23 protein-coding genes, 1 tRNA gene and 2 pseudogenes are annotated in these 20213 nt (G+C 71.6%); 17 read left to right on the top strand and 9 right to left on the bottom strand.

Features of this window, described 5'->3' with window-relative positions; translation table 11 throughout:
- Positions 1–74: 74 nt before the first annotated feature.
- Positions 75–821, bottom strand: a complete 747-nt coding sequence (locus tag AB0D29_RS01625; RefSeq protein ID WP_362851649.1) for an SLATT domain-containing protein — start codon at positions 819–821, stop codon at positions 75–77.
- A gap of 279 nt (positions 822–1100) precedes the next feature.
- Here AB0D29_RS01625 and AB0D29_RS01630 point away from each other — a divergent pair, with 279 nt between their 5' ends.
- From AB0D29_RS01630 to AB0D29_RS01660, 7 genes are all read left to right on the top strand, one after another.
- The gene (locus tag AB0D29_RS01630) at positions 1101–1445 is read left to right on the top strand and encodes a YbaB/EbfC family nucleoid-associated protein (protein WP_362851650.1); all 345 of its coding nucleotides are present in this window, start codon (positions 1101–1103) and stop codon (positions 1443–1445) included.
- A gap of 85 nt (positions 1446–1530) precedes the next feature.
- Positions 1531–2130: a recombination mediator RecR gene (gene recR / locus AB0D29_RS01635; RefSeq protein WP_030709293.1), complete on the top strand. Its 600-nt coding sequence runs from the start codon at positions 1531–1533 to the stop codon at positions 2128–2130.
- A complete protein-coding gene (locus AB0D29_RS01640; protein WP_351584953.1) occupies positions 2123–2770 on the top strand; it encodes a DUF5063 domain-containing protein in 648 nt (215 codons plus the stop codon). Before recR ends, AB0D29_RS01640 begins: the two co-directional genes overlap by 8 nt.
- Before the next feature lie 135 nt (positions 2771–2905).
- Positions 2906–4180, top strand: coding sequence for an aspartate kinase (locus tag AB0D29_RS01645; protein ID WP_030709298.1), 1275 nt, complete (start codon positions 2906–2908; stop codon positions 4178–4180).
- Positions 4177–5250, top strand: a complete 1074-nt coding sequence (locus AB0D29_RS01650; protein WP_362851651.1) for an aspartate-semialdehyde dehydrogenase — start codon at positions 4177–4179, stop codon at positions 5248–5250. The genes AB0D29_RS01645 and AB0D29_RS01650 overlap by 4 nt, the downstream gene beginning before the upstream one ends.
- A gap of 220 nt (positions 5251–5470) precedes the next feature.
- The gene (locus AB0D29_RS01655; RefSeq protein WP_362851799.1) at positions 5471–6205 is read left to right on the top strand and encodes a SigE family RNA polymerase sigma factor; all 735 of its coding nucleotides are present in this window, start codon (positions 5471–5473) and stop codon (positions 6203–6205) included.
- Positions 6202–7284, top strand: coding sequence for a hypothetical protein (locus AB0D29_RS01660; RefSeq protein WP_362851652.1), 1083 nt, complete (start codon positions 6202–6204; stop codon positions 7282–7284). Before AB0D29_RS01655 ends, AB0D29_RS01660 begins: the two co-directional genes overlap by 4 nt.
- A gap of 60 nt (positions 7285–7344) precedes the next feature.
- On the opposite strand, the gene AB0D29_RS01665 is transcribed toward AB0D29_RS01660, so the two are convergent.
- Together AB0D29_RS01665 and AB0D29_RS01670 are read right to left on the bottom strand one after the other, a co-directional pair.
- On the bottom strand, positions 7345–8106 hold the full coding sequence (locus AB0D29_RS01665) for an SURF1 family protein (RefSeq protein ID WP_362851653.1): 762 nt from the start codon (positions 8104–8106) through the stop codon (positions 7345–7347).
- A 34-nt stretch (positions 8107–8140) separates the two neighbouring features.
- Positions 8141–9946: a prolyl oligopeptidase family serine peptidase gene (locus tag AB0D29_RS01670; RefSeq protein WP_362851654.1), complete on the bottom strand. Its 1806-nt coding sequence runs from the start codon at positions 9944–9946 to the stop codon at positions 8141–8143.
- An 88-nt stretch (positions 9947–10034) separates the two neighbouring features.
- Here AB0D29_RS01670 and AB0D29_RS01675 point away from each other — a divergent pair, with 88 nt between their 5' ends.
- From AB0D29_RS01675 to AB0D29_RS01695, 5 genes are all read left to right on the top strand, one after another.
- A complete protein-coding gene (locus AB0D29_RS01675; protein ID WP_158754341.1) occupies positions 10035–10202 on the top strand; it encodes a hypothetical protein in 168 nt (55 codons plus the stop codon).
- A 25-nt stretch (positions 10203–10227) separates the two neighbouring features.
- The gene (codA, locus tag AB0D29_RS01680) at positions 10228–11529 is read left to right on the top strand and encodes a cytosine deaminase (RefSeq protein ID WP_362851655.1); all 1302 of its coding nucleotides are present in this window, start codon (positions 10228–10230) and stop codon (positions 11527–11529) included.
- Between the two features lie 6 nt (positions 11530–11535).
- Entirely contained in the window at positions 11536–12120 is a 585-nt protein-coding gene (locus AB0D29_RS01685; protein WP_362851656.1) for an HD domain-containing protein, read from the top strand.
- Positions 12121–12194: 74 nt separating this feature from the next.
- Positions 12195–12728, top strand: coding sequence for a DUF5956 family protein (locus AB0D29_RS01690; RefSeq protein WP_362851657.1), 534 nt, complete (start codon positions 12195–12197; stop codon positions 12726–12728).
- A gap of 72 nt (positions 12729–12800) precedes the next feature.
- Complete coding sequence (locus AB0D29_RS01695) at positions 12801–13076, top strand: hypothetical protein (protein ID WP_362851658.1); 276 nt, start codon at positions 12801–12803, stop codon at positions 13074–13076.
- Between the two features lie 24 nt (positions 13077–13100).
- Here AB0D29_RS01695 and AB0D29_RS01700 read toward each other — a convergent pair whose 3' ends face one another.
- Entirely contained in the window at positions 13101–13571 is a 471-nt protein-coding gene (locus AB0D29_RS01700; RefSeq protein ID WP_362851659.1) for a MarR family transcriptional regulator, read from the bottom strand.
- Positions 13572–13699: 128 nt separating this feature from the next.
- Between AB0D29_RS01700 and AB0D29_RS01705 the strand changes: the two genes are divergently transcribed.
- Positions 13700–14299, top strand: coding sequence for an SgcJ/EcaC family oxidoreductase (locus AB0D29_RS01705; protein WP_362851660.1), 600 nt, complete (start codon positions 13700–13702; stop codon positions 14297–14299).
- Positions 14300–14468: 169 nt separating this feature from the next.
- Here AB0D29_RS01705 and AB0D29_RS01710 read toward each other — a convergent pair whose 3' ends face one another.
- From AB0D29_RS01710 to AB0D29_RS01720, 3 genes and pseudogenes are all read right to left on the bottom strand, one after another.
- Positions 14469–14948 (bottom strand): hypothetical protein, encoded by a 480-nt coding sequence (locus AB0D29_RS01710; protein WP_362851800.1) that lies wholly within the window; start codon positions 14946–14948, stop codon positions 14469–14471.
- A gap of 6 nt (positions 14949–14954) precedes the next feature.
- Positions 14955–15224 (bottom strand): annotated as a pseudogene (locus tag AB0D29_RS01715) (diaminopimelate decarboxylase); the annotation flags it as partial.
- Positions 15225–15265: 41 nt separating this feature from the next.
- Positions 15266–15487, bottom strand: a pseudogene (locus AB0D29_RS01720) (ACT domain-containing protein); the annotation flags it as partial.
- Positions 15488–15573: 86 nt separating this feature from the next.
- Here AB0D29_RS01720 and AB0D29_RS01725 point away from each other — a divergent pair.
- The 3 genes from AB0D29_RS01725 (at position 15574) to AB0D29_RS01735 (ending at position 18444) form a co-directional block, all read left to right on the top strand.
- A complete protein-coding gene (locus AB0D29_RS01725; RefSeq protein WP_362851661.1) occupies positions 15574–16389 on the top strand; it encodes an AraC family transcriptional regulator in 816 nt (271 codons plus the stop codon).
- Between the two features lie 37 nt (positions 16390–16426).
- Complete coding sequence (locus tag AB0D29_RS01730) at positions 16427–17047, top strand: LysE family transporter (protein WP_362851662.1); 621 nt, start codon at positions 16427–16429, stop codon at positions 17045–17047.
- A gap of 509 nt (positions 17048–17556) precedes the next feature.
- Positions 17557–18444, top strand: coding sequence for a hypothetical protein (locus tag AB0D29_RS01735; RefSeq protein WP_362851663.1), 888 nt, complete (start codon positions 17557–17559; stop codon positions 18442–18444).
- Between the two features lie 122 nt (positions 18445–18566).
- Here the strand turns inward: AB0D29_RS01735 and AB0D29_RS01740 are convergent.
- Together AB0D29_RS01740 and AB0D29_RS01745 are read right to left on the bottom strand one after the other, a co-directional pair.
- Positions 18567–18640, bottom strand: a tRNA-Pro gene (locus AB0D29_RS01740).
- Positions 18641–18741: 101 nt separating this feature from the next.
- Entirely contained in the window at positions 18742–19680 is a 939-nt protein-coding gene (locus tag AB0D29_RS01745) for a metallophosphoesterase (RefSeq protein ID WP_362851664.1), read from the bottom strand.
- 68 nt (positions 19681–19748) lie between these two features.
- Here AB0D29_RS01745 and AB0D29_RS01750 point away from each other — a divergent pair, with 68 nt between their 5' ends.
- Positions 19749–20210 (top strand): GatB/YqeY domain-containing protein, encoded by a 462-nt coding sequence (locus AB0D29_RS01750; protein WP_319722136.1) that lies wholly within the window; start codon positions 19749–19751, stop codon positions 20208–20210.
- Positions 20211–20213 lie beyond the last annotated feature (3 nt).

A 20213-nucleotide genomic window follows, 5' to 3' on the forward strand; every position in this document is an offset into this window, starting at 1 on the left:
CCACCCCGGACCCCGCGGCTCAAACGCCGGCGGGCTGGATCGAACGCCGGCGGGGCTGGATCGGCCGGGCTGGGTCAGCGGGGTTGTTCCGGGGGGCGCTGGCGGGGCATGTTCGGGCGGGTGCCCGGGGGGAGGGGGAAGCGGGCCGGGGGGATGTTCGTGTCCGCGCGGGCTCCGGAGGCGCCCAGCGACTGCATCACCAGGGGGGCGGGGCCGGAGCTGAACTCCACCATCCACTCCGCCGTCTCCGAGCGCACCAGCTCCGTCACGTCCTCCGAGAAGCGCCGCAGCACGGTCAGGCACCGCTCGGCGGCCTCGCTGGCCGTGCCCTCCGTGGGCCCGAGCACCTCGCGCACGTTCTCCGACGCCCAGTCGAACTGGAGGGTCTGGAGTCGCCGCTGCACAGCCTGGGCCGTCGCCACGTCCCGCATCCAGCCGGACGTCAGCCCGAAGAACCGGTCGCAGGCCAGCGCGGCAGCGCCCAGCAGCAGCGCCAGGTACCCGTACGTCGAGGCGCCCGGCGCCGAGCCCGTCAGCTCCAGCAGCGGCATCGCGGCGCCCGTGACGGCGCCCACGGCCGCGCCGACGCGCAGCACCCGCGCGCCCCGGCGCTTCCACGCCCGGTCGGACAGGTACCACTCGGCGGTGCGCAGCGCATCGGCCTCGACCCGCCGGTAGAGCTCGTCGAGCCGCTCCGCGGGTTCGCCCCAGTCCCCGAGGGGGAACGGCCGGCCGGTCAGATCGCCCGCCGCCATCGGTCCGCCGCCCTCCTCCCGGGGATCCCGGGGTGGCCCCTCGGGCTGCATCTCCGGCTGGCTCACCCGGCACTCCCTCTGCCTGCGCTGACGTGTGGTGGTGCGCGTGTGCGCAATGATGCGCATGCTCTTCCTACCTTCGAATGACGGCCGATGGACGCCGAATCCCGGGATTTCCGCCCGCAAGGAGGTCTCCATCAGGTACGCGCACGCCCCGTCTCTCACTCGAAAGAGTTGGTCTTCACGGCGTAGGGCGCGGCGCGCGGGGAGCACGTAGGCTCGGATTGACCAAGCGTTGCGAGGTCCCGAAGGCCAGATGGCCCCGACGAACGGAGTGAGTGTCCTGTGATTCCCGGTGGTGGCCAGCCCAACATGCAGCAGCTGCTCCAGCAGGCCCAGAAGATGCAGCAGGATCTCGCGGCTGCCCAGGAGGAGCTCGCACAGACCGAGGTCGAGGGCCAGGCCGGCGGCGGCCTGGTGAGGGCTACCGTCACGGGCTCCGGCGAGCTGCGCGCACTGGTGATCGACCCGAAGGCCGTGGACCCCGAGGACACCGAGACGCTCGCCGACCTGGTGGTGGCGGCGGTCCAGGCGGCCAACGAGAATGCACAGGCGCTCCAGCAGCAGAAGCTGGGCCCCCTGGCCCAGGGACTGGGCGGCGGCAGCGGCATTCCCGGCCTTCCGTTCTAGCCCCGCAGAACCCCGCAGTACCCCGCAGAACCCCGCGGTACCCGGCAGTACCCCATAGACACACACAGAGAGAGAAGGCAGTCCGTTGTACGAAGGCGTGGTTCAGGACCTGATCGACGAACTGGGCAGGCTGCCCGGCGTCGGGCCCAAGAGCGCGCAGCGGATCGCCTTCCACATCCTGCAGGCCGAGCCCACCGACGTCCGCCGCCTCGCGCACGCGCTGCTGGAGGTCAAGGACAAGGTCCGGTTCTGCGCGGTGTGCGGGAACGTGGCGCAGGAGGAGCGGTGCAACATCTGCCGCGATCCGCGCCGCGACCTCACGGTCATCTGTGTCGTCGAGGAGCCGAAGGACGTCGTCGCGATCGAGCGGACGCGTGAGTTCCGGGGCAAGTACCACGTCCTCGGCGGCGCGATCAGCCCGATCGAGGGCGTCGGCCCCGACGACCTGCGCATCCGCGAGCTGCTGGCGCGGCTGGCGGACGGAGAGGTGACCGAGCTGATCCTCGCCACCGACCCGAACCTGGAGGGCGAGGCGACCGCCACCTACCTCGCCCGCATGATCAAGCCCATGGGCCTGAAGGTCACCCGCCTGGCCAGCGGGCTCCCCGTCGGGGGAGATCTGGAGTACGCGGACGAGGTCACGCTCGGGCGGGCCTTTGAAGGAAGGCGACTTCTCGATGTCTGACGCAACGCTGCACGCCCTCGGCCAGGATCCGGACGACTTCGCCGCCTCGATCGCGGACCAGATCGAGTCGTTCATCGTTGCGGTCACCGAGGTGGCCAAGGGCGAGGACCCGGACAGCGCGGTGCCGTTCCTCCTGCTGGAGGTCTCGCAGCTGCTGCTCGCGGGCGGCCGGCTGGGCGCGTACCAGGACGTGATGCCGGAGGAGCGCTACGAGCCCGACCTCGGCCCGGAGCCGGACGTGGACGACCTGCGCGAGCGGTTCGCGATCATGCTGGAGCCGGTCGACGTCTACTCCGAGGTCTTCGACCCGTACGAGCCGCGCAAGACCCCGGTGGCGCACCGGATCTCCGACGACCTGGCCGACGTGGTCGCCGACCTGCGGCACGGGCTCATCCACCACCAGTCGGGCCGTATCACGGAGGCCCTGTGGTGGTGGCAGTTCTCGTACTTCACCAACTGGGGCCCGACGGCCTCGGCCACCCTGCGTGCCCTCCAGTCGCTGATCGCGCACGTGCGGCTGAACCAGCCCCTCGCGGCCCTCGACGGTCTGGACACGGACGAGGACCTGACGGAGGAGGACCTCGCGGAGCAGGCCGGGCAGGTCATGGCCGAGGAACTGGGCGGCCTCGGCCGTAAGTGAGGCCACGGCAAGTGGACCCTCGGCGCGGGAACCTGTTCTTTGATCTTTTCGTCTCATGATGTGGTACGAAGCGGTCGGATCCCGGTCGCTCGTTACACTGCACCAGCAATGAGACGGACTGAGCGAGGAGCGCACGTGGGCCTTGTCGTGCAGAAGTACGGAGGCTCCTCCGTAGCCGATGCCGAAGGCATCAAGCGTGTCGCCAAGCGGATCGTGGACGCCAAGAAGAACGGCCACCAGGTGGTCGTCGTGGTTTCCGCGATGGGCGACACGACGGACGAGCTGATCGATCTCGCCGAGCAGGTTTCGCCGATGCCTGCCGGACGTGAATTCGACATGCTGCTGACCGCCGGAGAGCGGATCTCCATGGCCCTGCTGGCCATGGCGATCAAAAACCTGGGCCACGAGGCCCAGTCGTTCACCGGTAGCCAGGCAGGCGTGATCACCGACTCGGTCCACAACAAAGCGCGCATCATCGATGTCACGCCGGGCCGTATCCGCACCGCGCTGGACGAGGGCAACATCGCCATCGTCGCCGGCTTCCAGGGCGTGTCCGCGGACTCCAAGGACATCACCACCCTCGGCCGGGGCGGCTCGGACACCACGGCGGTCGCGCTCGCGGCGGCCCTGGACGCCGAGGTCTGCGAGATCTACACCGACGTCGACGGCGTCTTCACCGCGGACCCCCGCGTCGTGAAGAAGGCGAAGAAGATCGACTGGATCTCCTCCGAGGACATGCTGGAGCTCGCCGCTTCCGGTTCCAAGGTGCTGCTGCACCGCTGTGTCGAGTACGCACGCCGATACAACATCCCGATCCACGTCCGCTCGTCCTTCTCGGGACTGCCGGGCACCTGGGTCAGCAACGAGAATCCGCAAGGGGACGAGCAGGTGGAGCACGCCATCATCTCCGGAGTCGCTCACGACGTCTCCGAAGCCAAGATCACGGTCGTCGGCGTCCCGGACAAGCCGGGTGAGGCCGCGGCGATCTTCCGCGCCATCGCGGACGCCGAGATCAACATCGACATGATCGTGCAGAACGTCTCGGCGGCCTCGACGGGCCTCACCGACATCTCCTTCACGCTCCCCAAGACCGAGGGCCACAAGGCCATCGACGCGCTGGAGAAGGCGAAGGGCCAGATCGGCTTCGACTCCCTGCGCTACGACGACCAGATCGGCAAGATCTCCCTGGTCGGCGCTGGCATGAAGACGAACCCGGGCGTCACCGCCTCGTTCTTCCAGGCGCTGTCCGACGCGGGCGTCAACATCGAGCTGATCTCCACCTCCGAGATCCGCATCTCGGTCGTCACCCGCCAGGACGACGTCAACGAGGCCGTCCGCGCCGTGCACACGGCCTTCGGCCTCGACTCCGACAGCGACGAAGCCGTCGTCTACGGAGGCACCGGACGATGACCGCGACCCGGTCCTCCGCCCCGGCACTCGCCGTGGTCGGGGCGACCGGAGCAGTCGGTTCGGTCCTGCTCCAGATCCTGTCCCAGCGGGCGGACGTCTGGGGCGACATCCGCCTGATCGCCTCCGCGCGCTCGGCCGGCCGCACGCTGGTCGTCCGCGCGGAGGAGACCGAGGTGCTCGCCCTCACCGAGGACGCCTTCGACGGCCTCGGTCCGGGCGACGTCGCACTCTTCCTCACCCCCGCCGAGGTCTCGGCCCGGTGGGCGCCCGTCGTCACCGCGCGCGGCGCGGTCGTCGTCGACCAGTCCGCCGCCTTCCGGGCGGACCCCGAGGTCCCGCTGGTGGTCCCCGAGGTCAACGGGCACGCCGTACGGATCCGGCCGCGCGGGATCGTCGCCGGCCCGGACTGCGTGACCGCCGCCATGATCGCGGCCCTGGGCGCGCTGCACGCCGAGTACTCCCTCACCGGGCTGGTGGTCTCCTCGTACCAGGCCGCGAGCGCGGCCGGCCGGCCCGGCTCCGAGGTGCTGCGCCGCCAGCTGTCGCTGGTCGCGGGGACCGCCCTCGGGGAGCAGACCGGGGACGTCCGCCGCGCGGTGGGCGAGGACACCGGCCCCTTCGCCGGTCCCCTCGCCCTCAACGTCGTGCCCTGGTCCGGAGAGCTGCGCGAGGACGGCTGGTCCTCGCACGAGCTGGCGGTACGGGCCGAGACGCGCCGGATCCTCCAGCTGGAGCGGCTCCCGGTGTCGGTGACCTGCGTCCAGGTGCCGGTGCTGACCGGGCACTCGCTGACCGTGCGGGCCCGGTTCGAGAACGAGGTGGGGGCTCCGCACGCCCGGGAGATCCTGGAGGCCGCGCCCGGCGTGGTGCTCGTGGACGATCCGGCGGCGGGGGAGTTCCCCACCCCCGCGGACGCCGCGGGAACGGATCCGGCCTGGTTGGGGCGGCTGCGGGTCTCGCTCGACGATCCCTGCGCCCTGGAGTTCTTCGTGTGCGCCGACAATCTCCGCAGGGGTGCCGCGCTGAATGCCACGCTGATCGCGGAACTGATCGCAGGTGAATTTGCGTAATTCGCTTTGTAGGATCGGTGCTGATCCCTTGATCAAGGTGATGGCCCGACTGCCGTCTCGATAAAGACGGGGCAAATCGGGAAGAGCGGGTACGCATGAGGGCAATGGGGATATGGCTGGTGAGGCTGCCTCGCGCGTACAACCCTGACGGGGGGACGCGTGTCCTACAGGCGTGGCAGAGGCACTGCTCGAATCGACCCTCCTCCCGGCGCACCTCGGGATCATCCCGTCGCGCCGGGGTTTCCGTGCGCCCGGTGGCGGTCTGCCCGTGATCGTGCCCGTCCCGCCGTCGGGGCCGTCCGAGGCACCCGTACTGACTGCCGCACCGATCCCGGGCGGTCTCGTGCCCGCGCCGCGCGACAGCGCTGAGGCGGCGGGGAGCAGCCGGAACGAGCCGTCCGAGGGCACGGCCGAGGCCACGTCCGAGACGACGGCCGAGGTGACGGTCGAAGTGGTGGCGGGGACCACCGTCGACCACCTCACGGCGACCTACCAGGCGCACTACCGCTCCCTGCTCGGCCTGGCCGCCCTGCTCCTCGACGACACCGCCTCCTGCGAGGACGTGGTCCAGGAGGCGTTCATCCGCGTGCACTCGGCGCGCAACCGGGTGCGCGACCGGGAGAAGACCCTGGCGTACCTGCGCCAGACCGTCGTGAACCTCTCGCGCTCCGCCCTGCGCCGGCGCATCCTCGGCCTCAAGCTGCTGTCGAAGCCGATGCCGGACATGGCGAGCGCCGAAGAGGGCGCGTACGACCAGCTCGAACGGGACGATCTGATCAAGGCGATGCGCGGACTCCAGCGCCGCCAGCGCGAGGTGCTGGTGCTGCGCTACTTCGCGGACATGACGGAGGTCCAGGTCGCCGAGACGCTCGGGATATCGCTCGGCTCGGTCAAGGCGTACGGATCGCGGGGCATTGCCGCGCTGCGGGTGGCGATGGAGGCTGCGCAGTCATGATGGACGACCACACTCCGCCGGGCGGGGCGAGCGAGGAAGAGGCGCTGCGGGGCCTGCTGCGCGGGGCCGTCGAGGGTCTGCAGCCCTCCGAGGGCGCCTTGGAGCGGCTGCGGCACGCCGTTCCCGCGCGCCGGGCCCGCAAGCGCCAGGCTCTGGTCGGCGCCGCCGCGGTGGCCCTGCTCGCGGGGACCGCCATCCCGGCCCTCATGCACTTGGCGGGCGGCGAGGGCGCGGCCACGGACCACCCGGCGATGGCCGGGCACGGCGAGCACGCCGGCGACAAGCCGGGCGCGGTCGCCTCCGACCCGCACCAGAACGGATTCGGGAACCTGCCGAAGTCCACCCGCTCCTCCGGGGGCTCCCCGGCCGTGGGCGGCGCCACCGGGCAGCCGGACGCCACGCTGGGCGGTTCCCCGGTGGGCGGTCTGACGGCGGGCCCCACCGGCACCGCGGGCGCGTCAGCCGGTACGGCCGGTTCGGTGCCGGGCTCCGGCCCGATGCCGCCGGTGGCCGCGCCGGGCGTGCCCGGGTGCGGCGCGGACCAGCTCGGGGTGGTGGGCTCGGCCCGCGCCCCGGAGACCGACGGCCGGGTGTACGGCAGCTTCCGGGTCACCAACGTCTCGGCGCAGGGCTGCGCCGTCACCGGCCAGGACGCCGTCTCCGCGGCCCCGGCGCCCGGTGCGTCGGCCGGCCAGGGCCCCTCGGTCGCGGTGGTCGGCCACACGGCGGGGGACCCGGCGAGCGGGCTGCTGCCCGATCCGTCGGCCGAGGCCGCGGTGCTGGTGCTCCCGCCGAACACGGCGTACGAGGTCCGCTTCGCCTGGGTGCCTTCGAAGGAGTCCTGTGCGGCGACCACCCCGGACGCGGGAGGCAAGCCGCCGCAGACGGATTCCGCGGGCGGCTCCGGCGCTCCGGCGAACGGGGCGGCCACCGAGCCGCAGACGGGTGCGCCTCCGGTGACGGCGGGCGTCTCGGTGTCCCACACCCCGCAGCCGGGATCCGCGACCACGCGGACGACGCTTCCCGAGGCCTGCGGCGGAACGGTCTACCGGACGGGTGCGATCCCGCTCGGCGAGTAGCCCGACCCGCAGTTCTCCGAGCGGTTCGCCGAGCGTGGGGCAGGGACCGGTGCACCCGCCCTACGCGGCGGGTTCGAGCAGTCCCGCCTCGGCGTCGCGCAGGGTCTCCACCTCGCGGCGGTAGAGCCGGAACCACATGAAGAGCACGAAGGCGACGAAGACGAACCACTCGCCGGTGTAGCCGAGGTTCTGGAAGGCCTTCAGGTCGAGCCCGGTGTTGGCCGGCGCCTGCGCCGGCACCGGAAGCATCCCGTCCGCCGGGGTCTGCACGGTCAGCCAGGCGTCGTACAGGTCGTACGGGACGATGTTGACCAGCGAGGCCGCCCCGATCACGCCGAGCTGCCCGGCCGGCAGGCCGCCCTGGGAGTGGACCCCCTTCGTGCCGGAGTTCTCCGGGGCCTGCAGGGCGCCGGTGACCTCGACCCGGCCGCTCGGCGGAGCCGGGGCCTTCGCCGGGTCCGCCGCCCCCGGCAGCCAGCCCCGGACCACCGGGACGGTCTTGCCGGAGTCGGTCTTCAGCAGGGTCAGGACGTAGAAGCCGGACGCGCCGTCGAGCCGCCGCTCGGGCACCAGCATCTGATCGGCGTACTCCCCGGCCGTGGAAGCCAGCCTTCCGGAGGTCTTCGTGTCCACCGGAAGCAGCGAGTCCAGGGGTGCGGCCGCCTGGTCGGCGGGCTGCTCGGCCGTCGCCTCCCGGTGGCTGTCGACACGGTCCTCGAACCGGCCGAGCTGCCAGGACCCCATGAACAGGCAGAAGGGGACGGCGAGCGCGACGAAGACGTTGATCCCCCACCAGCGCGGGGTCAGGAGAAACCGGTGCACCCCACCACCGTACGGGGGGTGCACCGGGGCGGGACTAGCGGGGCAGGTGCTTCAGCGCGAACTCCAGCTCCATCCGGACCTGCTTGATCCGCTCCTCCACGACCAGCGAGCCGTGCCCGGCGTCGTACCGGTACACCTCGTGCTCCGCGCCGCGCGCCACCAGCCGGTCCACGTAGTTGTCGATCTGCCGGATCGGGCAGCGCGGGTCGTTGACGCCCGCCGCGATGTGGACGGGTGCCTTCACCGCGTCGACGTAGGTGAGCGGCGAGGAGACCTCGAAACGGTCCGGGACCTCCTCCGGCGTGCCGCCGAAGAGGGTGCGGTCCAGGGCCTTCAGCGCCTCCATCTCGTCGTGGTACGCCGTCACGTAGTCCGCGACCGGTACGGCGGCCAGGCCCACCGCCCAGGCGTCGGGCTGCGTGCCCAGGCCCAGCAGCGCCAGGTACCCGCCCCAGGAACCGCCCGACAGCACGAGACGTGCCGGGTCCGCGAGGCCGGAGGCCACCGCCCACTCCCGGACCGCCGCGATGTCCTCCAGCTCGATCAGGCCGACCCGGTGCTTGAGGGCGTCCGTCCAGGCGCGGCCGTAGCCCGTCGAGCCGCGGTAGTTGACCCGCACGACCGCGAAGCCGTGGTCCAGCCAGGCCGCCGGGGTCGCCGCGAAGGCGTCGCTGTCGTGCCAGGTGGGCCCGCCGTGGATCTCGAAGATCGTCGGGAAGGGGCCCTCGCCGTGGCCGGCCGGCCGCTGCGCGAGCGCGTGGATCCGTCCGCCCGGACCCTCCACCCACACGTCCTCCACCGGCACCGACCCGGGTGCCTTGAAACCGGGCGGGTCCAGGACGACCCCGCCCGACGTGGACCGCACGGTCGAGGGCTCGGCCGCCGAGGACCACAGGTACTCCACGGTCCCGTCGGGCCGCGCCCCGGCCCCCGACACCGTCCCCGGCGGCGTGTCCACCCGTACGAGCTCCCGCGCGGCCAGGTCGTAGCGCCACAGCTCGCTGCGCGCCTCGAAGCTGTGCGCGATCAGCAGCGCGGACCCGTCCGGGTACCACTCGGCGCTGACGTCGCCCGGCAGGTCGATCGCGAGCTCCTCCTCGGCGCCGGTGGCCACGTCCCACACCATCGGCTCCCAGCGGCCGCGCCGCTGGTGGCCGACGAGGAGGCGGGTGTCGCCCGCGACGGGCGCGAAGCCGAGGACCTCCAGGCCGAGCTCCTCGGTGCCGCCGCGGGAGTCGTCCAGCTCGGCGACGGTGGACCCGTCGAGGGTCAGCACGCGCAGGGAGGAGTGCATCGCGTCGCCGTGCTCGGTGTGCTCGACGGCCACGAGCGTCCCGTCGTGGGACAGGTCGCCGACGCCCGCCGACTCCCGGTGCCGGTAGATCACGGTGGGCGCGGAGCCGTCCGGGCGGACCACGTGGACCGTCGAGCCGTCCTCGTCCGTGGAGCGTCCGACGACGGCGGTGCCGTCACGGCCGATGGCCAGACCGGCGGGGTACGAGGGCTCCAGGCCGGGGGTGGCCGGTTCGTCCGGGCCGCCCCCGAAGGGCTGGCGCACCCAGGTGCCGAACTCGTCGCCGTCGGTGTCGGAGAACCACCAGATCCACGCGCCGTCGGGGGAGAGGGCGCCGTCGGTGGTGCCGTTCGGGCGGTCGGTGGCCTGCCGCTGGACGCCGGTGGCGCGGTCCCAGGCGTAGAGCTCGAACGTGCCGGTCGCGTTGGAGACGAAGAGCGAACGGTCCGGGGCGTCCTCGGCCCAGTCGGGCAGTCCGACGCGCGGTGCCCGGAACCGCTTCTCCCAGTCGGGCGTCTCGGGGGTGATCTCGCTGTCGCTGGTCATGCGCCCCATTGTGGCCGCATTGGTCCCCGGGATGCCGACTGCTCCGAACGGGCGCAGAGTGGAACCCGTAGCCCAAGGAGGAACGATCATGGCCAAGAAGGCGCACACCGGCCACCACATCCACCAGGACTCCGAGCGCGCGCTGGCGAAGAACACGGCCGCGGAGGCCCGGGCCAAGGCCGCGACCAGGGACGTGCAGTCGTCCGCCGCGAAGACGCGCGGCATGCAGCAGAAGGCCCAGGCCAAGCGCGGTTGAGCCGGCCGGTCCGTAGGCTGGCGCCATGCGGATGATCGTCCGGGGCGCCCGGCTGCTGCACACGTCAGGCCTGTCCGACGTCGAGGTCGCGGAGGACGGCCGGATCGCGCGCGTGATCCCGCACGACGACCAGAAGGAACCGCCGGCCACCGGCATCCTCGTCGAGGCCCACGGGGCCCTGCTGAGCGCGCCCTTCGTCGAGCCGCACATCCACCTCGACACGGCGCTGACCGCCGGGGAGCCGCGGCCCAACGTCTCCGGCACCCTGTGGGAGGGCATCGCCTGCTGGAGCGAACGCAAGCGGACCCTGACCCGCGAGGACGTGATCGCGCGGGCCACCGAGGTGCTGCGCTGGCAGGCGGCCCAGGGGGTGCTGCACGTGCGGACCCACTGCGACATCACCGACCCGGCCCTCGTCGCCCTGGACGCGCTGCTCGAAGTGCGCGACCGGGTGCGGGATGTCATGACCCTGCAGATCGTGGCCTTCCCGCAGGAGGGCATCGTCTCCTTCCCGGACGGCGAGGCGCTGCTGCGGGAGGCGATCGCCCGCGGGGCCGACGTCGTCGGCGCGATCCCGCACTTCGAGGACACCCGCGAGGACGGGGTGGCCTCCCTGAAGACGGCCTTCGCGCTGGCCGAGGAGCACGGGCTTCGGGTGGACGCGCACTGCGACGAGATCGACGACGAGCAGTCCCGGTTCGTGGAGGTGCTGGCCACGCTGGCCCTGCGCTCGGGGCTGCGCGAACGCGCCACCGCCTCGCACACGACGGCCATGGGCTCCTACAACGGCGCGTACAGCTTCAAACTCCAGCGGCTGCTGTCCCGTTCGGGCGTCAACCTGGTCGCCAACCCCTTCGCCAACCTCAACCTCCAGGGCCGCTTCGACGCCTACCCCAGGCGCCGCGGCCTCACCCAGGTCAAGGAGATGCTGGCGGCCGGGGTCAACGTGGCCTTCGGCCACGACGACGTGATGGACCCCTGGAACGCCCTCGGCACCGCCAACCCCCTCCAGACCGCCCTCGTCGGGCTGTACGCCGCCCAGCTCACCGGCGCGGACGAAATCCCGGTGGCCTTCTCGATGGTGACGGACCGTGCGGCGCGCGTCCTCGGCCTGTCGGACGCGGAGTACGGCATCACGGAGGGCGCCCCCGCCTCCTTCGTCCTGCTCCCGGCCCCGTCGCCCGAGGAGGCGATCCGCCGTCAGGTCCGCCCCCGGTACGTCGTCTCGCGCGGCACCGTCCTCGCCGAGAGCCCGCCCGCCCCGGCCCGGCTCAACTGGCCGGGGGAGCCCCCGTCCGAGGTGGACTTCAGCCGCCGCCTACGCTGACGCCCCATGACGTGGACCCTTGACACCAACTCGGCCCGTACCGCCCTGCAGATCGCGTCGGAGTACGCGGACCCGGCGCTGCTGAACCACTCCGTACGCTCCTACGCCTTCGGCGCGCAGTACGCGGACCAGCACGGCCTGGCGTACGACGAAGAGCTCTTCTACGTCGCGGCCCTGCTGCACGACCTGGGTCTGACCGCGCCCTTCGACAGCCACACCCTCCCCTTCGAGGAGGCCGGCGGTCATGTCGCGCGCGTCCTGACGGCGGGCCTGGGCTGGCCGGCGGCGCGCCGGGCCCGCGCCGAGGAGGTGATCGTCCTGCACATGCGCGACGACGTCACGGCGGCCGAGGACGTCGAGAGCCACCTCCTGCAGGTCGGCACGAGCGCCGACGTCTCGGGCCTGCGCCTGTCCGAGTTCGATGCGGCCTTCACGGCCGACCTGCTCGCCGCCCACCCGCGGGCCGGCTTCGGCGCCGCCTTCACCGCCCTGGTCGAGGACCAGGCGAAGCGCAAGCCCGACTGCGCGGCCGCCGCCTACGTCGCGAGCGGCGCGGCAGCCCGCATCGCGGCCAACCCCCTGGGGGCGTAGCGGCCGGGGCCCGGGCCGCCTTCCGGGCGGCCCGGGTCACGCACATCCGCCACCGCGTCGGATAGCGTGCCCGCATGTCGTGGGACGAGGACGGAACGCCGCACCCGCTCGCACTGCGCCGCACCGGCCGCAGCGAACTGGAGCCGGACCGGCTGCCCGAGATCAGGGAGCTGGAGGTGCTCGGCTGGGAGCCCGCGCCCGAGGACCTGCGCTGGGTGTTCCTCCCGTACGTGTGGCCCACGGCGGCCCGGACCTGGATCCCCGACCGCTCCACCCACTGGGCGGTGGACACCTCGCTCGACGGGCACGGCCACATCACCGGCGTGGAGTGCGCCCCGCTCACCGAGCCGGACCTGCACGACCTCGACCAGGAAGCCGACGCGGCCCTCGCCGGCCTCGGCCTCCCGCCCCGCCCCCGGGGACGCCTGTGGCTGCTCCGCCCGGTCGGCCCCTTCACCACGGTCGGCGCGGTCCTCGACCACCTCGACGGCCTTGCCGCGCAGCGCGCCGTGGAGGCCCTGCCCTCGGCGGCCTTCCTCGCCCTGGTGCGCACCGAACTCTCGGCACTCTCGGCACTCCCCGCGCTCGACGACCCCGAGGCTCCCTAGGCCGTCTCCCGGGCCGGACCCGGCCCTCGTGGCTACGCTTGAGGTGAGGGGGCCACGGCGGGAGGCGGTCTCATGAGGCGGCGCCATCACTTCCACATCGACCACGCCGGGCACTCGGTCAGTGCCACGGTCCAGACGGGCCACACGGCCGTCGTCGAGGTACTCGTCGACGGCAAGGAGACGGGCTACGCCACGACGCGCGCCGACCACCCCGTGACCGTCCACGTCGAGCTGCCGACGGAGCCGCCGACGCCCGTGTCGGTGCGCGCGACCGCCCACCCGGTTCCCGCGTGCGTCTTCGAGAGCCCGGCCGCCGCCCCCCGGACCATGGCGCCCCGCCCCTACTGACCGGGCCCGCCGGGTGCGCTCGCCCTACCGGCCGCCCTTGCGCTCCTGCGTCGCGGCCCGGATCTCCTCCGTGGCCTCGCGGAACGCGGGGGCCGCGCGGGAGAAGTAGTCGAAGAGCAGGTCCAGTTGGTCCGGGGTGTACCCGGCGAGCACCTCGCCGATCCGCTTGCGGGCCGGGCCCACGGCCGCCTCGACCCCTGCCAGCGCGTCCGGCACCGCCTCGACCACGACCTTGCGCCGGTCGGCCGGGTCGGCGGTGCGGCGTACGTACCCCGCGCGCTCCAGCCGGTCGATCAGCCGCGTCGTCGCCCCGGTCGTGAGCCCCGTCCCGGCCGCGAGTTCGCCGGAGGTGAGCCCGCCCGCCAGGGTGATGCGGCTGAGCGCGTACCACTCGGACGCCTGGAGGCCCGCGGCCTCCGCGCCGGCCATCCCGTGCAGCCCCACGGCGTCGATGTAGTCCCGGAAGACCGCCCGCCGGTCGTCCTGCTCCGTCATCGCGAAACCCTTCCCCTTGCCGTTTATCTGCACACGTGCAGATAATGCATACATGCAGTTGTTGCGCCAGTGTAGTCAACGCGGCGGCTGCCGTCATCCGCCCGTTCCGCCGATCGAGAGGCACTCCCGTGAACAAGAAGACCGTCATGCGCACCGCCCTCGCCACCGCCGCCGTGCTCGCACTCGGCGCCGTCGGCGCGTACCTCTACCTCGACACCACCTCCGGCATCCGGCGCACCGGCACCGAGAACTGCGCCGACGTCATCCCGGCGGGCGCGGACCGCGCCGACGGCGAGGCCATCTGCGCCACCCTCGACGCCCTCACCGACGCCTGGGCCCGCGGCGACGCGGACGCGTACGGCCGCCAGTTCACCGAGGACGGCACCTACACCACCTACGTCGGCAGCCACTACGAGGGCCGCGCCGACATCACCGAGGGCCACCGCGCCCTCTTCGAGGACTTCGTCAAGGGCAGCAAGCTCGCCGCGAGCTACCTCGACCTGCGCTTCCTCGGGAAGGACGCCGCCATCCTGACCGGCCGCGGCGACGACTACACGGGCTCCAAGCCCGGCCTCGCCGAGCTGTCCAAGGTCCAGACGTACACCCTGGTCCGCGACACCGACGGCGCCTGGCGCATCGCCGCCTTCCACAACACGCAGCGCCGGAACGTGATGGAGCGCTTCTCCTTCCTCTACTCGCCCGCCACGGCCCCCAAGGCGGAGAAGTGACCGCCCTGATCACCGGCGCCACGGAGGGCATCGCAAAAAGGACCCGATCCGCAATGCGGATCAGGCCCTCACCTGTTGCGAACGCGACGTTCCGCCACAGCGCCTGAGCGCTCACGCTCGGCGGGACCACAGGCTGGTCGCCATGGTCCGGCATCTGCACGAGGGCGGTTCACGCCATCGAGGGCACGTCCTGTTCCGGATCGCCCGCCAACGGCTCTTCCAGTTCGACCAGTTCCCGGATGGTCTGACGGCGTCTGATCAGACGTACGTCGTCTCCTGTCACGAGTACTTCCGCCGCCAGAGGACGAGAGTTGTAGTTCGACGACATGCTGGCTCCGTAGGCACCCACGTCGTGGAAGACGACCAGGTCGCCGACATCCACGGGCGGCAGCTGTACGAACTCCACGGTGCCGTCGGCTCGCTGGGTGAAGACGTCACCCGACTCGCAGAGAGGTCCTGCGAGCACGGCCTCGGTCAGGTCCCCCTGGCGACAGGAGCCGTCGGGGGCCAGGACCGAGATGCGGTGTCTGCTGCCGTACAGCGCGGGACGCATGAGGTCGTTGAAGCCCGCATCGACGAGGACGAAGCGGTTGTGGCCCATGCGCTTCTTGGCACGCACTTCGCTGACCAGGGTGCCGGAACCGGCCACGAGGTAGCGGCCGGGTTCTATCTCCAACTGAACATGGTGACCCAGCTCGGACTCCAGCTCCCGTCGTACCTCGTCCCAGCTTCGAAAGTAGCGGTCGACGTCCACTTCGGCAGTGTCCGGATCGTACGGAACGCTCAGGCCTCCGCCCGCGGAGATGGCACGGATGTCACGGCCGAGCAGGCGGACCTGCTTGAGCATGGCCTCGCACACGCTCTCCAGATGGGCGTAGTCGACACCCGAGCCGATGTGCATGTGCAGTCCGACCAGGTCGAGGTCGTACGCATCGAGGTGGGCGCAGGCTCTCGTGGAGGTCCTGTCGCCGCCGACACGTTCTGCACGACCATGTCGATGTTGACCTCGGCGTCCGCGATCGTACGGAAGATGGCCGCGGCCTTGCCCGGCTTGTCCGGTACCCCGACGACCGTGACCTTGGCTTCGGAGACGTCGTGAGCGACTCCGGAGATGATGGCGTGCTCCACCTGCTGGTCCCCTTGTGGTTTGTTGCTGACCCACGTCCCCTCAAGTCCGGAGAAGGACGAGCCCTGCAGCGGCCATCACCTCTCCCCGTCCCGAACGGAAGGCGGAAGGGCCGGCCGGGTCGGTGCGTCTGCCGTAGCCTCTACGCATGCGGGTCACGGAGTGGTTCGGAGGTCAACTGGCGGTAGTGCGTCCCCCGTCGGGAGGGTTCCCGCGGCACAGTCACGACGAGTACGTGATCAGCGTCAACTTCTGCGGCCTGGAGCGGGTCCGGCTGGATCGCGTCTCGTTCGACGTGAGCGTGGACGAGTTCACGGTCTACAACCCCGGCCAGGTGCAGTCCTGCACCACCCAGGTGCCGCCCGACACGTCTTTCGGGGCCGTGAGTTGGTACGTCCCACCAGCGGTGGTGGAGTCGCTGACCGGCGATGCCCCGGTCGACTTCGAACGGCCCGTCGTCCGCTCTCCGCACCTTCGCGGCGAGTTCCTCGCTGCGGCCAGAGACTTCCGCGAGCTCACGTCCGACGGGCGCCCTGCGCCGGACGAATCCGCTGTCCTGGTCCAAGAGCGGCTGGTGCTGGTGCTGTCGCACCTGCTCGACCTGGCCGCAGGGCGGCGCGCGCCGGCTCCGGAGCCCGCCGATACCCGGATCGCCGCGGTGCTGGACCGCCTGCGCACCGACCTGTCCGGCACGCCCCGGCTGGCCGAGCTGGCCGCCGAGACCGGGATGTCCAGGGAGCACCTGATCCGGACGTTCACCCGTGCCACCGGCACCCCGCCCTACGCCTGGCACCTGTCCGCCCGGCTGGCCGAGGCGCGGCGACGGCTGCGCAAGGGCGAGCCCGTCGCCGACGTCGCGCATGTGCTTGGCTTCGCCGACCAGGCGCATTTCCACCGTCACTTCGCCGCGGCCTACGCCATCACGCCGGGTCGCTACCGTCGGCTGTCCCAGATCAACATCTGACAAGACCGCGCGGCCCGCTCCCCGCCACAGTGGCCGCATGATCGAGATCTTCATGGTGGCCCTGTGGTTGGGTCTGGTGTTCAACGCGGCGCCGGGTGCGGTGTTCAGCGAGTCTCTGAGGCGCGGGATCCGGGGCGGGTTCGGCCCCGCCTTCGCGGTCCAGGTCGGATCCCTGGTGGGCGACGCCGTCTGGGCGCTCCTCGGCCTGGCGGGGGTGGGGGCGCTGTTCGCGGTGCCGGTCTTGCGCGTTCCGCTCACGGTGGCCGGGTGCTTGCTGCTGGCCTGGTTGGGGGTGGCGGGCCTGCGCGACGCGCTCGCGCGGCCGGCACCCGCTCCGACGACGGAGCCGCAGGGCAAACAGGACCGCAAGGCCATGGCCGTGGGCGCGGGCATGTCGTTGGCAAACCCTTGGAACATCGTCTACTGGTCGGGAGCTGCCGGCGGCGTGGGCGCCGTGCTGGGTCCGGGCGGCGTGGCGGAGCTGGGCGTCTTCTTCGCCGGGTTCATGGCCTCTTCGATCCTGTGGTGCCTGATCGCGGCGGGGCTCATCGTGGTACTGCGCAGGGCGCTGCCGCCACTGGCCGTACGCGTGCTCGAGGGATCCTGCGGTGTAGCGCTCCTGGTCTTCGCGATCCTCCAGCTGTGCCGGCTCATGTGACGAGCGAGGCAGCCGTTCGCTACTCGCCGGACAGCTCCGGGATACGTACGACGTGACCGTGATCACTATCCGGACGCGTCGTCGTTTCCCGGCCGGCCGGGCCGCCGCGGCGAGTCGGTGCAGCAGTACGGCGACGATCAGAGCCGAGAAGGCTCCCCAAACGGGTCCGCATAGCAAATCAGGCCCGGCACTGATTTCTCAGTACCGGGCCTGAGCTGGTGTTTCAGCTGTCGGGATGGCGGGATTTGAACCCACGACCTCTTCGTCCCGACCAACGGTGCATGGTCTCGGTGGTACCGGCCGCGTCAGCCCTGCACAAGCGGAATCGTGATTCGGCTGGAAATCATCGCATTAGCTGACACGGCGTCGGGGAGAGATGAGCGAGTCATCACCGACAGTGAAGAGGGGGTTGCATGCGGCGGAGGGCCGAGACGGACATGGCACTCAGTCAACTCGACGTCATACGGCGCACACTTGAGGACCCTGCTACGGGCCTGAGTGCGCTCTACGTGACGGTGGACCAGACACGCCAGAAGGTCCTCGAAGCAGTGGCGCAAGGCACGATGGGCCTGCGTGAGGAGAACCGTGAGCTCCGGCGGCGGCAGGAACGGATGCTCACCGACCTGGCGGAGGCGCGGAGCGGTCTGGAGGCCCTGAGCCGACGGCTGGAAGAGGGCATCCAGACGGTGCCGTTGCTGCCGCCCCAGGTGGCGAGCCCCTTGGTTGCCGGCGCCCCGGCCACCACCGAGTCCGTTGTGCAGCCGCCCGCTGGGCCGGACCCAGCCGAGCCCGAGGTACTCGGAGAGCCGGCCGAGCGGACCAAACGATCCGACGGGAAGGAACCCCGCGTGCTGGAAGAACTCCGCAATGCCCACGGTCATGGGAATACGGCAGGAGAGCTGGAAACCGGGCCGCACCTGACGCCCGTCGCGGAGCCGGTCCAGGACCCTGCTCAGGCCGACCAGGATGACCAGCGCGCCCACCTGCAGTGCCTCCTGTCGGCTGCTGCGATCGCCTCCGCGACGCTGATCTGCCACCGGGAGACGTGGGACTTCATCGCAGAGCACACCAGCGGGCACACCCACTTCCGGCTCCCCGAGCGGATCGACGACGCGGATGGCGGCCGGGTCGAGGCATCCCTCTCGGGAAGGTCCCTGCTCGCCGTGCTCACCACGATGTGGAAGGTGACCCGGGAACACGAGGGCGGCGCAACGTCGCCCGGTGATGGCGGCCAGGACCTGGCCACGTGGGCGCTCGCCGCAGCCGTCTACCGCAGGACGGCTCTCGCGGTCGACCGCGTGACGCATCTGGCCGAGAAGGAGAACGGCCCCGCGTTGATCGTCCTCGACGACCGGAGTGCGCGCACGACTGCCCCGGAAGGCGGCGCCGCTGCCTGACCGGCTCCCCGTGGGGGCCCGATCCGGAGGTCGGCTCCCCGTTGGCTCCCAAGACAAGTGCAAACGCCAAACAGGGGCCTGATCCGCGATGCGGATCAGGCCCCTGACCTGGTCTTACGAAGTCGGGGTGGCGGGATTTGAACCCACGACCTCTTCGTCCCGAACGAAGCGCGCTGCCAAGCTGCGCTACACCCCGATCGCCGCCTTGCAGCACTTGCTGTCCTGGCGACATCGATTACTTTAGCGGACCTCACGCCGGAGACGAAATCCGGTTTTCGCGGGGCGGTGCCGCGGGCGCTAGGCCTGCGGGGTCAGCGTCAGGAGCGTCGCCTCCGGCGGGCACGCGAAGCGGACCGGGGTGAAGCGGTTGGTGCCGCAGCCGGCCGAGACGTGCAGGTACGCCTGCTGCCCCGCCGCCTCGTGCGTGGACAGGCCCTTCACCCGCTTGGTGTCGAGGTCGCAGTTGGTGACGAGCGCCCCGTAGAAGGGGATGCACAGCTGCCCGCCGTGGGTGTGGCCGGCGAGGATCAGCGGGTACCGGTCGGCGGTGAAGGACTCCAGCACGCGCAGGTACGGGGCGTGCACCACGGCCATCGAGAAGTCCGCGTCCTTCTCCGGGCCGCCGGCGACCATCTCGTAGCGGTCCCGCTTGATGTGCGGGTCGTCGAGCCCGGTGAAGGCCAGCTCCAGGCCTTCCAGCTTCAGCCGCCCCCTGGTGTTGGTGAGGTTCAGCCAGCCCGCCGCGTCGAAGGCGTCCCGCATCTCCTCCCACGGGTTGTGGACGGCGCCGACGACCGGCTTGTTGCCGTTCAGCCCGTGCCGGCCCTGGGCCTTCTCCAGCAGGTAGCGCCCGGGGTTGCGCAGCCTCGGCCCGTAGTAGTCGTTCGACCCGAAGACGTACACGCCGGGGAAGGACATCAGGGGGCCCAGCGCGTCGAGCACCTCGGGGATGCCCTCGGTGTCGGAGAGGTTGTCGCCGGTGTTGACGACGAAGTCGGGGCGCAGGCCCGCGAGGGACTGCAGCCAGGCGCGCTTCTTGCGCTGCCCGCCCACCATGTGGATGTCGGACACCTGGAGTACGCGCAGCGGGCGCATCCCCCGGGGAAGGACCGGGACCGTGACCCGGCGCAGGCGGAAGGACCTCGCCTCGAAACCGGCGGCATAGGCCACACCCGCGGCCCCCACCGCAGCGATTCCGGCAGCCGCTTTCAGGGGTACTCCGTAACGCGCACGCATGGACCCATCGTCGCAGACCCGGAAAACCGGTGAGCGCCACTGCCCCCGTACCTGGCAGACTCACATCCATGACCACGCTCAAGGCCAAGCTCCAGGAAGACCTCACGACCGCCATCAAGGCGCGTGACGAGCTGCACTCGTCCACGCTGCGCCTGACCCTCTCCGCCATCACCAAGGAGGAGGTCGCCGGCAAGGAGGCACGTGTGCTCTCCGACGAGGAAGTCCTCAAGGTGATCGCCAAGGAGGCGAAGAAGCGCCGCGAGGCGGCGGAGGCCTTCGCCCAGGGCGGCCGTGCCGAGCAGGCCGCGCGGGAGACCGCGGAGGGCGAGTTCCTCGACACGTACCTGCCCAAGCAGCTCACCGACGACGAGCTCGTCGCGATCGTGGCGCAGGCCGTCGAGGAGGCCAAGGCCGCGGGTGCCGAGGGGCCGCGGGCCATGGGCGCCGTCATGAAGATCGTGAACCCGAAGGTCGCCGGGCTGGCGGAGGGCGGGCGCGTCGCCGCCGTCGTCAAGCAGCAGCTCTCGTAGCGC

Origin of the sequence: Streptomyces sp. NPDC048424, assembly GCF_040651555.1 — a bacterium.
In the GTDB taxonomy this organism is placed as follows: domain Bacteria; phylum Actinomycetota; class Actinomycetes; order Streptomycetales; family Streptomycetaceae; genus Streptomyces.

Excerpts from the sequence above, each read along its gene's own strand:
- AB0D29_RS01650 (WP_362851651.1), top strand. The coding sequence starts at position 4,177 with ATGACCGCGACCCGGTCCTCCGCCCCGGCACTCGCCGTGGTCGGGGCG.
- codA (WP_362851655.1), top strand. The coding sequence starts at position 10,228 with ATGCGGATGATCGTCCGGGGCGCCCGGCTGCTGCACACGTCAGGCCTG.
- AB0D29_RS01750 (WP_319722136.1), top strand. The coding sequence starts at position 19,749 with ATGACCACGCTCAAGGCCAAGCTCCAGGAAGACCTCACGACCGCCATC.
- AB0D29_RS01730 (WP_362851662.1), top strand. The coding sequence starts at position 16,427 with ATGATCGAGATCTTCATGGTGGCCCTGTGGTTGGGTCTGGTGTTCAAC.
- AB0D29_RS01700 (WP_362851659.1), bottom strand. The coding sequence starts at position 13,571 with ATGACGGAGCAGGACGACCGGCGGGCGGTCTTCCGGGACTACATCGAC.
- AB0D29_RS01685 (WP_362851656.1), top strand. The coding sequence starts at position 11,536 with ATGACGTGGACCCTTGACACCAACTCGGCCCGTACCGCCCTGCAGATC.
- AB0D29_RS01695 (WP_362851658.1), top strand. The coding sequence starts at position 12,801 with ATGAGGCGGCGCCATCACTTCCACATCGACCACGCCGGGCACTCGGTC.
- AB0D29_RS01745 (WP_362851664.1), bottom strand. The coding sequence starts at position 19,680 with ATGCGTGCGCGTTACGGAGTACCCCTGAAAGCGGCTGCCGGAATCGCT.
- AB0D29_RS01675 (WP_158754341.1), top strand. The coding sequence starts at position 10,035 with ATGGCCAAGAAGGCGCACACCGGCCACCACATCCACCAGGACTCCGAG.
- AB0D29_RS01660 (WP_362851652.1), top strand. The coding sequence starts at position 6,202 with ATGATGGACGACCACACTCCGCCGGGCGGGGCGAGCGAGGAAGAGGCG.
- AB0D29_RS01725 (WP_362851661.1), top strand. The coding sequence starts at position 15,574 with ATGCGGGTCACGGAGTGGTTCGGAGGTCAACTGGCGGTAGTGCGTCCC.
- AB0D29_RS01640 (WP_351584953.1), top strand. The coding sequence starts at position 2,123 with ATGTCTGACGCAACGCTGCACGCCCTCGGCCAGGATCCGGACGACTTC.
- AB0D29_RS01690 (WP_362851657.1), top strand. The coding sequence starts at position 12,195 with ATGTCGTGGGACGAGGACGGAACGCCGCACCCGCTCGCACTGCGCCGC.
- AB0D29_RS01670 (WP_362851654.1), bottom strand. The coding sequence starts at position 9,946 with ATGACCAGCGACAGCGAGATCACCCCCGAGACGCCCGACTGGGAGAAG.